This is a genomic window from Clostridium sp. TF06-15AC (assembly GCF_003481165.1).
Classification (GTDB): Bacteria; Bacillota; Clostridia; order Lachnospirales; family Lachnospiraceae; genus Otoolea; species Otoolea fessa.
In genome coordinates this window covers 78,691-91,202 of record NZ_QUKS01000005.1, presented here as the reverse complement: position 1 = coordinate 91,202, position 12,512 = coordinate 78,691, and the positions used below count along the sequence as shown (strand labels likewise).

Sequence of the window (12,512 nt, the reverse complement as noted above, 5' to 3'; positions counted from 1 at the left end):
CCATCACTCTGCATTTTCCAACACTGTCAGCAAACGGATCGCCCGCTCCGGCTCCTGTCCGCGCAGGGATATCTCCGTCTCTGTACTGCTCTTTACCCTTCCGTCCAAGTCTCCCCCATCTTCCCGGATCGTCAAAACTGCATCCCCGCACCGGAAGAATCCACACAGGCGCTGTCCAGCTCTGCTGCTTATCTCCCCCACAGTCATTCCATCTCCCCGCAACGTTTTTTCCTCCCGATACAGGCACCGTTCCATCGCCTCCTGCAGGACAAAACGCCCCGTAATCCTGCCATGCACCTCAAACACCCCATTTAACAGTGCCGCGATAAAAAAGAATGCAACCGTCATCACAAACGAGGCTTCCACCGTATAACTGGCAGAAACCTCCCGTTTCATCCAAGAGATGCTATCAGCATCCAAATCCACACCGGAAGCACACACGGTAGAAATGGCAGCTTCTTTTTCCGCATTTTCTCCCATAGACCATTCCCCTTTCCGCCAAGCAGTGCCGTAAGCATCCAGACACCTCCTGCCAGACTGCTCACAAATACAGCTCCCATCAAAAGTTCAAGCGTCCGCCATCCCCCCAGATAGCACCCAGTGATCAGAAAAAAGCAGCCATCTCCCAGTCCGACCGCACCTTTCGTCTGCCGCTCCATCCAGAACAAAAAAATCCCCGGCAGCATTCCCAAAAGCCATACCGTTATCTGCAACACACTTTTTTTCCAATCCCATCCATCTTTTATAACCGACAGCACACACCGTATCATCGTAAGCACCATTCCTGCCGTTCCAAATCCATATAGCCAGCTTACACGTATCCGTTTTCTATGAAGATCCTGCCAGGAAAAGACCATCAGAAAAAGGGAAAAAACAACCGCACAGAGGAAACATACTGCACTATCCAAATCCATCCGCGTAAATCCCATGAAACTTATCCCTGCACTGTTTTCCATCACTCCGCCCTCTCACCCCTCCTTGATTCTTTCCGCCATCCGCACCTATCCACTTCCACAGTATGAACACACACCCATATATTCCACATCTGATCGCCGCACCTTCTGCACATAATATGCCAATGACGAACAGTCCTGCTTTCCATGGTAAACCTCGCCGGACGGAAGAATATACACCAGACCTCCCGCCGACACCGTCTTTCCACAGTATCTGCAAGCCTTATAACGGCATCCCCCGCTGTTTCTAAGCACCCCCGAAATTACATCTGCATACGCAGCCGCGGTGATCTGATTCGATATATAATGGCACGAAGGCGAGAGATGGTAGCGCGTACTGTCCCGCCCCACATAGACCCATTTTTCCTCCGGTTCTGAAGCGTTTTTCTCTGAGAAATACCCGCCTTCCGCCCCAATCCATCCCCGCTTCCGGCTCCGGGAAGTAAGCGTCACATGGTCAAGCGCAAATACCGAGAACGGCAGCCGCACCTGATAGGAGGCGCGCAGGTCAATCCATTCTCCATCTTCCGATACGCGGCTGGCACCACACTGGATATTGGACACTTTGTTCCCGCCCGCTGTCTGAATCTTCTCCTTTAAATATCCCTGCAGGATAAGCCCGGACGGAAGTTCTGACCAGCCCCCCGTTCCCTTTTCTCCTGCCTCTGCCGCTTTTCCCGCCTCCATTTCTGCCGGATGCACCGTATGGGATGTCCGATACACCTGCCATCCCAGTTCCCGCCCCGTCACTTCCAGCACCGTCTGCACCTTTCTCTGAGTATCCAGTATTTCCATCGGAACTGACAGGAGAATCACCGTAAACATAAACAATGTCAGACTAAGCGTCGCCTCAATCGTCAGGCTCGCACACAGGGAAGCAGAGGACAATGCCCTTTTCCAGGGTCGTTTTGTTACTTGGGCTCTATGCCGCCGAAGGACGGGTATCCCGACCGCACAGATACTTTCATTTATTCGTTTTGTTAGGTTAGTTGTCATCATCTTTTTTACTGGCTTTCTTTATGTACTTGGAGAGGCACATTCACTTGCATCATCTCCTGAAAAAGGACACTGTCCTCCACTCCCCTGTAATTGTGTTTAATATTCCTTCTGGGACGTTCTACGAAGCGGTATCAACGTTCCCTGTGCCGCATAGGACACACTTACCCCATACTGGCACTGATCCATCCGAAATCCCGGCTCTTTTTCTGAAATGCGGTTCTGAATCATATCCATCATCCGGTAACAGAAACGGCTCTTTCCCTGTATCAGAAAAAAGAGTTTCAGCCAGTCCTGGTAGTCCAGCCCTCTGTCGTCTGTCCCGTTTTTCAATGAAAGATCCGTCCCCGTTTCCAGAAAGATGGACGCGCCCTTTTCCGTCAGAGCAGAAAGCGAAATCTGCCACTCCCCCGGCTGTTTGAAAAAAGGAATTTTTCCGCCCGCCAGCAGAACCTTCACATCTGCCACCGACTCTGCAAACGCCCAGACTGTCATGATAAAGAAGGATGCCGCCGCCGTGATCGGTGTGATTCCCGCCAGCCCCGTGATTGCCAGCGCCAATGCTTCCGCCTCCGACCGTTTTTCAGAATCCGCATATAAAGCTGCCAGATTCACCGCCTCGCGCACAGCCAGAAGTTCATTGACGGTGCGTTTTAAATTTTCCCGCTCCGACGCATTTCCCTGTAAGAGATATTCCTGCTCATAATGGACACTTCCCGTCTTTTCCTGCCCGAACCGGGTAAAAAAATGCGCCGCATACGCATCTAAAAGAGCCCGTTCAAGCCCCGCTGTCCAGACATCCCCAGTCGTCCCCCGCTTTCCGCTCTCTCCGCCTGCATACAACGCCGACGGAAATGCCGCGGTCGAAATCCAGTTTTCTGAAATCACAGTTCCCGCCGGCACACAAAGACTCAGCAGATCCGTCCCCGACAGGCGGCTGACTGCTTCCAGCACATTCATTTTTTTCTTGTCTCGGACTGCCGGAACCCGGAAACGTCCATCCTTCTGAAAACCCGCTGTGATCGTCAGAACCGGCGCCCACAGCGCTTCCTCGTCCAGCTCATCGTCCTCATCGTCAGGCTCCCAATCATCGATATAATCCTGTATCTCCTTTCCTTTCCGGACTGCTTCTGCAACCACCTCTTCATTTCCGTGAGCCGTCTCTTCTGTCTTTTTTACCTCCTGGCGGCGCGCTCCATCCGCATCCAAATACGAACGATACCCCCGCATCTCCTCCTGTACCATGCCCCAGGAGCCTTCTTCCAGATCCGGCTGGGCTTCCTGCGCCCCCTGCTCCGATCCCTGCAATTCTTTCGCAAGCCGGTCCGCCTGTTTTTCATACGCCGCAACCAGCCCCGGAATCTGCTTTAATTCTTTCTCTAAGCTTTCCGCCGATTGAAAGAACGAGCTTCCATCCGCCTGGCGGACCGCTGCCTCCATCTCCTCCAGATGTTTCTCCTGTTTTTGCAGGCAGGCTCCGATCGCCTCGATCGACTCTTCCAGACGCAGCACTTTTCTGCCATTTTCCTGATATCCTTCCGCAATCCCATGAACCGCCCTTGCTTCCGTCATCCGTTTTTCCATCTCAGGCAGTTCAGACTCCTCACTTTCCAGCGTCCAGACCCCCACTTTCATATAATCGGTAACTTCCTTCGCAAAGAAATCCCCCTTATGCCCGGTGATCTCATCCATCGCTTCGATCTGTACCTTGCCGCCGCTGACCGGATAAAAGGGCGCTGCCGCCAGATATGTTTCCATCTGCGGCTCCATCTCCGCCGCCAGGCGCTCTTTATCCGCACATTCCAGCACAAAAATCCGGTATTTATCCCAAATCTCCCGGTGATAACAGCTCATCAGCGAATCCAGTGAGGAATTGAGCGCCATCTGCATATACCAGCCGCTTCCGGCTGCCCGGGCGGACTCAAACAGCCCGCCCATCAGCGCACAGATACAGGTCAGAATCAAACTCAGGAAAACTGTGATCTCCCCGCAAACTTCCTTTTCTGTTTCAATGTGCCGTTCTGCCCGGATCAATATACCTCCTTCGACTTGCTGTTGATCTGTTTAAAGATATTTGTAAGAAGCGTATTAATCTGCTTTTTAAAGACAATGACCAGACCGATCAGCACCACCATAAAATCCAGTACCTGCCCCGGAATGCTTGAAAATACTTTTCACATCTTTCACATCACTCCGATGTGTAAATTATTTTTCTTTTTAATTTAGTAAAAAAGCAGGCTCTTGGATATCCTCTTGTCCAAAAGTCTGCTCTCTTACTTTATGTAAAATTACCTATTTGCTTTCTTTCAACTTCTGATTTTCCTCTTCTAGTAATTCTATCTGCAGCTCTAGCTCTTTAATTCGTCTCTTGTATAAAATCATTTGTCTTTTCAGCTGTTTATTAACTTCCTCAGTTGCTCTATCAAAAATTGCCTTTTTAGGATTATAACATTCTCCCTGCTTCAATTGTGCATCTTCTACCATTTGTTTGGCCTGCAAATTTCTATAAAAATAGCTCCTATCCACCCCTGCATATTTTGCCAATGCAGTAATTGATATCCGCTCCTTTCTTCGAAGCATCGCATCAATCTCTCTCTGAATAGTTTCTAAATTCTCTTTTTCTTGCTGTTTCTTGAGCCCTACGATTTTATCATACTTCATTTAACATCACTCACACCTTCCTGTTGTATTCGCAAAAAATCTAACTCTGATTTTAGCTTTTGATTTTCTGCTTTCAACTTTATAATTTCGATTCTCATAGCTAACAATTTTTCCTTATACTCATCAAGGAGTTCCACTTCGTCTATGTTCATTTTATAGCTTTGATTTTGAATATCAACAGCTTTATGTACTTCTTCTTTGATTTTTGGATTTCTGTAAAAAAACGAGTTAGATAAACCTGTTCTTTTGCATAATCCGGAAACTGTAATCCTTTCGCCCTCATTACGCATTCTTTGAATTTCATCCATTGCCAGTTTTACTTTTTGCCTGCTTTTTTCCTGGCTCATTTCGATGATTTTATTTGCTTTCATCCTTAATCACAACCTTTATAGTTTTTTTAACAATGCAATTTCCTTTCGATCCAACCGTTTCTTCAGCGTGTCCACCTCTTTTTGAAGTATACTGCACTTTTGAAGAAGCTGCTCATTTTCAACCTTTAACCTTTGATTCTCTGACTGACAGCTGTTAAAATCTTTCTTCAATTCTTGAAAATTATGACCTGCAATATTTCTTTCTTCAGATGACTGCTGTACATCTATCCGCCGTGGCTGTTTAATAGCTTCCTCCAGTTTCTGACGGACTTGCTCATTCTTATAAAAAAATCCTCTTGATAAACCTGTCCAACGAACCAATTCTGTTACAGAAATCGGCAGTCCTCTGGCACCCATATCATCTATTGCCCGAATCGCCTTTTTTATTTTCTGTTCACTCTCAGCTTTATTAACGGCTATCATCTTATCATATTTCATATCCATCCCACTCCTTTACCACATCCATTAAAATCATATCGATTTTCTCTCTGACTGCCCTCGTTTCATCCGCCATTATCTTGTTCCCAATCTTTCGGTAATGATGTACACTTTGTAATGTTTTATGCCCCAAAAGCCTTGCGATCATCCAGTCGTCGATATGCATCTCTGTCAGCTTTTTCCCATAACAATGTCGGAATGTATGTGTTCCAAAATTCAGCAGCTCTCCATTCTCATCCCGAATATCATTTTTCCTAATCATCTGCATGACTCGATGTTGAAGCATGCTATACTGAAATGGTCTCGATGGATCCTCTTTTTTTACAAAAATATATTTTGTCTTTCCATAATGTTCCTCGGTATAATCAATTGACTTTATAATAAGCTGTGCTATTTCATCACTAATTGCTTTTTCAAATGTGATTGATTTTACCTGCTCGATTCGTATAAAATATCGATTTTCTCTTATGCTCAAACAGTCCGTTTTTAGTGTAAGCGTATCCGAAATTCGTGTTCCCAGCAGCTGATGAAGGATTAATGCCCTCGCTATTTGTTCATCCATCTGAAAAATGTTTTCATTCAGCTTCTTTATGGTTTCATCCGAATAAAACTTAAATAGATATCTTGGTGTGCTAGGAAAATCAGTACTTATAAATAGGTTTTTGATATCTTGCCTATCATAATGATTTCCCACATCTTCAATCACTCTTCGTAAGCCATATAAATCAGAGCGATAATTTTTCCTCTCTTTTGCCTCTGTCTGAAGATAGGTCAAATAGTTTTCCATAATATCCCGTGTCAAATCTAGTAATGATTTAATCTTGGGATACCTTAATGCCAGATATCTGCAAAACCTTTTAGTCGCTACCATTTCAGCCGTAATACTTCCTATTGCCATATATTTCAAATGCATAAAAACTACTGTTTTAACTTCTTTTCGGATTGTTATTTGACTGATTCCTTTAAAATTTATAGTCTTTACATTCTTTATCGGATTGCTGCGAAGAGGAAATTCAAACTTATCCAATTCCCACACATCTCTATCCTGTTCTAAGTACTCCTCATCCTTCTGAGAATACCTCAGAATCTTCTTCATATGCTTTACTATGCCAGGTGTTTCTGTTGCTACAATTTCATAAACGCTTCGATACTTCTTACTTGTAAGGGCATATCCCTGCTCCATCATCCAGCTCTTTAGCTGCAAAATAACCTTATTCTCATCCTCATATCTTAATGTTTTAATATTCTTTTCTATAAGAAAATACCGAATATTATTAAAATATAGTATTTCGGACGCCAAACTACTTGGAGCAAGTTTCTTTCCTCTTTCCCAGACAAAGTCTTCCAGGAGCTTTCTTACTTCTTCTGATGGAAGTCCTTCCAGGTCAAAGTAACGTTCTTTCCGAACCCTCATCTTCTTTTTCTGTTCTTCAGCCGCATTCTTATAGCAGTCTAATTCATAGATATGTATCTTATTTTCCAGTTTTTTCACCCCGCTTCTTTGGAATAATCCCCGTTGCAAGAAGATTTTCTGTCTGATTGAAATATTCCATATTTGCCTGTTCGATCCGTTTAGGCATATAGTCTATATACTGCTTTGTCATATTTTCATTGTTATGCCCTAGGTAATCCCGGATCGTCTGAATAGACACTCCATCATCATAGAAACTACTTGCCAATGTATGCCTGTAATCATGCGTTTTGAATGTTTCGCCCGAAATATGTATTCCATACTTCTTACAACTTGCTTTGAATCCTTTAACAAATGTACCAATCCTATATGCCCCACCATCCTTTGATTTAAAAAGGAACTCTGTGGGTTTGATATGATGCTTTTTTATATAAATTTTCATAATTCGATAAAGCACCAATGAAATTGGTATCATTTTTTCCGCTTTCATTTTAATTTGATAAACCTTAATCCATGCATCTTCCCCATCCCAATAATATGCACCTCCTTTTAATGTACACACCTCACTGATCCGTAATCCTGTTGCCCATAAATTTAGGAAAATAAGTCTTTGTACTTCTGGAAAAAACTTCAGCCTTTTTAATATTTCCATATACTCATCTTCTTGAACACTTCGATCATGGTGATATGGGTAGACTTTCTGGCTGTAATAGTTTTGATCAAAAATTTGCCCTTTGATATGTCCTTTAACCTTTAAGTATGCAAAAAATCGGTGAACATCAAATATCTGCCTGTTTACTGTTTCTGCCTTAATTTCCTGTTCCTGCAGGAGCTTGAAGTACTCTGCTATCTGTTCTTCCGTAATTTCACATATGGATTCTATTGTATTAAAGTAAACTAGAAATTTTTTAATGTAACACAATTGACTTCGTATATTTCCTAGTGCCAAATCACTGATACCTACTTGATATTTCATATACTCTTGTAGCAATTCCCTGTTTCTCTCATTCGTCACTTCGTAAAAACTGAGTCGCTGAACAGGATTACTTGGGTTTACACGCTCTGGTGCAAAATTGAACCTTTCCATATACCAGACATTTGCATACCAGTGAATTTCTTTTCCACTCATAAATAGTATTTTGCGACTGTTATCCACAATCTGCATACTGTTCTTCACATTTACAACTTTCCTGGCTACAATTGTTTCCAATTTCTTTATTTGCTCCAGTTCAAGACGCTCGATATCATCAATTCCTTCCTCTATGCAAAACTCATACATCCACCTTAAAGGAAGTAGATAACGCACTCTGCGATCCTTGCTGTCTTTTATATTCCTCAAGGCATAGCATAAAATCTGAAAAATTTGCCTTTTTAAATTTTCTGATGCCTTTTGGCTAAAATCCCATACCAGTTCGCTTTTATCCTGGATATAATCAAAATCTGACCCTATGTCCTGATCTGGTATGTAGGGAAGAAAAATCACTTGCCCTTCATACTTGAGCTGTTCTTTGTTTCTTCCAGAAAGTGTTTCCATTTCTTTTCGGATGTCAAACTGTTTGATCCGATCCAATGTCTTCAAATATTCAAGGCTTTTAGAGAAAGTTTTTGTCCTACGTAACTCACTTTCATACAGTTCTCTGGTTCTATAATCAATTTCCCTTACATGATGAATTCCCTGCCGTATCAAAAAATTCCTAACATTTCCTTTCAAGCGTTCTTGCACTGTATTGCACCGCTCAATTTCATCCAGCAATTCTTTATACTCATTCCGGATAAGTGCCTTCTGCAAATTTCTCAAGAATCCAGTTCGCTCAAACACCTGTTTCTTTGTAAAGCTCCCCGTTTCATGCAAAAAGATTTTATAATTACGGAAATCCTGTTCTTCTATAAGAAAAACATCATATATTCCTACACCTTTTAGATAAGACTCTGCACACTCCCAGTATGTACTCGGTACATTTATATCCGTTGTCAACTGGTTATGAAGATAATCCGCTTTATCCTGTGATTCCGTATTCAATAATCTTAATGCAGGCACATGCTTCTCCTCCTTCCCTAAAGTAATTTGTCGATTTCATAAATGGACTGATGTTTTCTATAAAATTCATCGCTGACATCAATCAACTCCTGATCCGATATATTTAAATATCTCATCGTTGTTTCTATATTTCGATGCCCAAGTGCCTGACTAATAAGTTCCAACTTCCATCCAGCCTTCCGGCGAGCATTTGCAAAATAATGCCGCAGCATATGTGGTGTTACTTTAATCCCAGTCTTCTTCTGCAGCCGTTCCATCAATGCATAGACGCCTGAGTCCTGCATCGGTTTTCCAGCATAATCTCCCGAAATATTAATAATCAAGTACTCCTGCTGGAAAATAAGGTCTTTATATTCCTCTATATAAAACTGCAGAATTTCAAAGGTGGCATCGCTGATTTTTGCCTTCCGGTATTCTGCATTCTTAGCCCTGGCTCCATTTTCATTATCTTCTCTAAAATTGACATACAGTAAGTGTCTCTCATAATCAATATCTGTCGCATACCGGACTCCCAAAAGCTCCCCGATGCGAAATCCCGTTTCTGCTAATAATAAAAGCAGGATTTGATCGCGACAATTGGCACATGCCTTTAATAAAATCACGATCTTATCCTGCTCTATGGTCTTCCCTATATGTCCTTTTTCCTGTAGATATCCATGAAATGTATTCCGGTATAATGTCCTTTTTACTCCCACTGAATTATGTACAATAATTCTCATATCAGAGAGGACTTTTAATTGCTTTATAGATTCATCCTGCTGTCCAGAAAATCTATAAAATCGGAACACCTCTTTTAAATACGCATTACAGGTCTCATTATATGGTTTCTTTTTGTAACTATCTCCACTATGCAATCCTGCCCGTAACCATATCAAATAGTCTGTAAAGTGTTCCTGCTGCTTATCATATGGCATCTCCCATACATCATCTAACTGGATGCCAGTCTCATCTATATAATTCAGATAGTATGAAATGGCTCCTGCACTTCTTCTGATAGTATTAGGTGACAATTTTGATCTTTTTTTATGCATTAGATACTTGGAGGGCAGTAACACTATATCCTGGCTCTCCTGCTCACGAATGAAATAATATTTTTCGTGATTATCTATCTGAGAATCCACAATATACCTTGCCATATTACCTTGCTCCTTTCCTCTAACGCTATACACAGTATACCGTGTTACTCTTCTCATAGCTATCACACAATGCAACAATCTTTTCTTTGCAAACGAAGCATTACCAACAAACAACTTTAATCGATCTGATAACTCCCTGCCACTCCAAATGCAATACCTACAGTTACCAAAAATCCAATAATTCCGACCACTGCAATAATCAATATTCCAATCATTATCATTCTCCCATCCACCCAGTAATTCCTATAACATCTGGTATTCTGCCATCGTAACTGCTTCATCTTCCATAGCAAAGTATTGATTTGACACATTCCGATCCACAGCTAACACTTTACCTGCCTCTTTTTCTCCCATCTGAATCGGTAACAGATGCTGCACAATTCTCCTACATAACTTCTGATTAGGACAAACATCTAACATTCCAAACATGATGTTCACAACCAGCCTGTCCGCTATGTCAGTTATAATAATTTTTTCTGCTTCGCATCCTCTTGCACCTATAAAGTTCGCCAGATTTTCCGGAGTCAGTGCCAACATATACTCTTTTCTGGCTCCTCCACCATATGGATACTCATAGGCATACCCCATCGTACCTGTACCCATAATCCGTTCCACCATCCTCTTATCTTCTGCTTTCATTGCCAGCTTCTCCTTATTTTTAATGGCTGAATCCAATCTCTCCCTCCATTGGGGAATAAACACGCACTCCATGGCTCTCCTGCAAAATCTGTACCCTTGCCAGCTGCATGGAAGACCTAGACAGGCAGTTCCTATTCATAATCAAAAGCACCTTCACACTACCTTTCTGAACCTGGCTTACAAACTGCCGGAATCCATTTCTCTCCCAAAGTGGTTTTGCTCCTACATCACTGGAGCTCCCGACCACTCCAAGTTCCATCTGGTCTGCATAATCAATCAACTGTTTAAATTGTTCTTTCAATGTGTCATGGGTATCATCCGGTGCATCAATCGCACAATAAATCCATGCCCCTCTTCTCTGTTCCATTCCTGCCTCCTGTCAAACATCCAAACACCATTCTATGCCCGATTTTGTTCTTTTAATCCAAAGCTGATGAGTATAGCCCGATCCACCTTCTGCATCATGCTCCCATTCAAGCTTCCTATGTATCGTTTCAGTCGCATACGATCAATGGTACGCACCTGCTCCAGCAAGATGACCGAATTTCTACGAAGTCCTCTTACTTCCTGCTCTAGCTGAATATGAGTAGGAATGGAATGCTTCTGAAATCGGCTGGTAATTGCTGCAGCGATTACGGTTGGGCTGTAATAATTACCAATATCATTTTGAATAATCAAAACCGGGCGGATCCCTCCCTGTTCAGAACCAACAACGGGAGTCAGATCTGCATAATAAATGTCTCCTTTTTTTATCGTGATGTTCACCTCGCTTTCCCTTTTGACTTTATAACACAAGGGCAGTGACAGCCTTATTCTGTGATTGATTCGGTATGAATCCTCTGCATAAGACTGTCACCGTAGTTTCTGTTATAAAATCACTTGTTCTTCATTTTCACCGGCTCCTATTCGACACTACTTCCCGGAACCGGATACCAACAGGAACACTCATAAGTGATCCTGTTGTTCTCTCTGGGCGGCAATGCAAACCAGCCATGGCTCATGGCTGTCATGGGATTTATCCCCTCCGAGGATCTCTCCGAGCCGCCCTCATTGCGTGATCCCTTCTTAAGGGGCTGTGACTGGACGGAAGTATCATTATAGGCTGTTCAGGTCGTTGCAGGCAGCCTGCCATAGACTGCTTTGAGGACAAATCGTTCCCGCTCTGCACCTTTGATGTCATCTTATTGACAGACCCTCTGACCGTCTGCAGGTGGTCATGGCGGATTCTCCTCTGTGCTTCTCCTTTTGGGCTGAACAACTAAAGTATCTGTATTGCCGGATATGACTGTCAAAACAGTATTTGCCAAGGAACAGAAGAGGAAATCAATCCCCTTCACTTTCTTCCACGCTGGCAGAAGATTTTGCACACCCTAAAATCAATTTTTTTCTAATATTTTTTTGAGTTTTTCCAAAATCCTCTTTTTCTGTTTATGAACTGCATTGTGATAGACACCCATTTGTTTTGCTACTTCTCGCTCTGTCTGATTTTCAAAATAAAGTTCATGGATCAGCCACTGCTCCTCTTTTGAAAGTGTCAAAATTGCTTTATGTAACCGTTCAAACTCCAACTTTTGTAAGATCTGATCCTCCACACCATCGTCTTCTTCTGGAAACTGTACCGCCATCTCCTGCAGCCTCTCATAAGAATCTTCTCTGCTTGGAACCGTCATTACTTCTCCTGTTTTCGGATCCACAATATTCCTCGCTCTTTTTAAGTCATATTCCTGATACTGCATTTTTCTTTCTGTTGTTCTTAAAACAGCGATGACTTCCTCGCTGGCTTCCGGATACATTTTTCTAAAATCTGGTATTTTATATGGCTTTGCCATAGCTTGTCCTCCTTCATTCGCTCAATTTCTCGAAAATGAA

15 protein-coding genes are annotated in these 12,512 nt (G+C 42.8%); all 15 read right to left on the bottom strand.

The genetic code is table 11. From position 1 onward, the window contains the following. Positions 1-3: 3 nt before the first annotated feature. Positions 4-396 (bottom strand): hypothetical protein, encoded by a 393-nt coding sequence (locus DXC57_RS11005; RefSeq protein ID WP_118652618.1) that lies wholly within the window; start codon positions 394-396, stop codon positions 4-6. Next, positions 393-956 (bottom strand): prepilin peptidase, encoded by a 564-nt coding sequence (locus tag DXC57_RS11000; protein WP_118652616.1) that lies wholly within the window; start codon positions 954-956, stop codon positions 393-395. The genes DXC57_RS11005 and DXC57_RS11000 overlap by 4 nt, the downstream gene beginning before the upstream one ends. 45 nt (positions 957-1,001) lie before the next feature. After that, positions 1,002-1,841, bottom strand: a complete 840-nt coding sequence (locus tag DXC57_RS10995) for a hypothetical protein (protein ID WP_118652614.1) — start codon at positions 1,839-1,841, stop codon at positions 1,002-1,004. A 207-nt stretch (positions 1,842-2,048) separates the two neighbouring features. Continuing rightward, positions 2,049-3,983 carry a DUF5702 domain-containing protein gene (locus DXC57_RS10990; RefSeq protein WP_207722851.1) on the bottom strand — a complete coding sequence of 645 codons (1,935 nt, stop codon included), beginning with the start codon at positions 3,981-3,983 and terminating at the stop codon, positions 2,049-2,051. Continuing rightward, positions 3,980-4,084 carry a Flp1 family type IVb pilin gene (locus DXC57_RS10985; protein WP_118652612.1) on the bottom strand — a complete coding sequence of 35 codons (105 nt, stop codon included), beginning with the start codon at positions 4,082-4,084 and terminating at the stop codon, positions 3,980-3,982. The genes DXC57_RS10990 and DXC57_RS10985 overlap by 4 nt, the downstream gene beginning before the upstream one ends. A gap of 157 nt (positions 4,085-4,241) precedes the next feature. Next, entirely contained in the window at positions 4,242-4,610 is a 369-nt protein-coding gene (locus DXC57_RS10980; RefSeq protein WP_118652610.1) for a DUF6262 family protein, read from the bottom strand. After that, entirely contained in the window at positions 4,607-4,981 is a 375-nt protein-coding gene (locus DXC57_RS10975) for a DUF6262 family protein (RefSeq protein WP_117472700.1), read from the bottom strand. The genes DXC57_RS10980 and DXC57_RS10975 overlap by 4 nt, the downstream gene beginning before the upstream one ends. Positions 4,982-4,996: 15 nt before the next feature. Next, positions 4,997-5,419, bottom strand: a complete 423-nt coding sequence (locus DXC57_RS10970; RefSeq protein ID WP_243101466.1) for a DUF6262 family protein — start codon at positions 5,417-5,419, stop codon at positions 4,997-4,999. After that, on the bottom strand, positions 5,409-6,911 hold the full coding sequence (locus tag DXC57_RS10965; RefSeq protein WP_118652606.1) for a site-specific integrase: 1,503 nt from the start codon (positions 6,909-6,911) through the stop codon (positions 5,409-5,411). Before DXC57_RS10965 ends, DXC57_RS10970 begins: the two co-directional genes overlap by 11 nt. Further along, the gene (locus DXC57_RS10960; protein ID WP_118652604.1) at positions 6,892-8,868 is read right to left on the bottom strand and encodes a site-specific integrase; all 1,977 of its coding nucleotides are present in this window, start codon (positions 8,866-8,868) and stop codon (positions 6,892-6,894) included. The genes DXC57_RS10965 and DXC57_RS10960 overlap by 20 nt, the downstream gene beginning before the upstream one ends. Positions 8,869-8,885: 17 nt before the next feature. Continuing rightward, positions 8,886-10,004 carry a tyrosine-type recombinase/integrase gene (locus DXC57_RS10955; RefSeq protein WP_118652602.1) on the bottom strand — a complete coding sequence of 373 codons (1,119 nt, stop codon included), beginning with the start codon at positions 10,002-10,004 and terminating at the stop codon, positions 8,886-8,888. 243 nt (positions 10,005-10,247) lie between these two features. Next, positions 10,248-10,643 carry a hypothetical protein gene (locus tag DXC57_RS10950; protein WP_118652600.1) on the bottom strand — a complete coding sequence of 132 codons (396 nt, stop codon included), beginning with the start codon at positions 10,641-10,643 and terminating at the stop codon, positions 10,248-10,250. Between the two features lie 19 nt (positions 10,644-10,662). Beyond that, a complete protein-coding gene (locus DXC57_RS10945; RefSeq protein WP_066545598.1) occupies positions 10,663-11,010 on the bottom strand; it encodes a recombinase family protein in 348 nt (115 codons plus the stop codon). Positions 11,011-11,042: 32 nt separating this feature from the next. After that, on the bottom strand, positions 11,043-11,402 hold the full coding sequence (locus DXC57_RS10940) for a type II toxin-antitoxin system PemK/MazF family toxin (protein ID WP_117498695.1): 360 nt from the start codon (positions 11,400-11,402) through the stop codon (positions 11,043-11,045). 617 nt (positions 11,403-12,019) lie between these two features. Then, on the bottom strand, positions 12,020-12,472 hold the full coding sequence (locus tag DXC57_RS10935; protein WP_117498594.1) for a sigma-70 family RNA polymerase sigma factor: 453 nt from the start codon (positions 12,470-12,472) through the stop codon (positions 12,020-12,022). Positions 12,473-12,512: the final 40 nt, after the last annotated feature.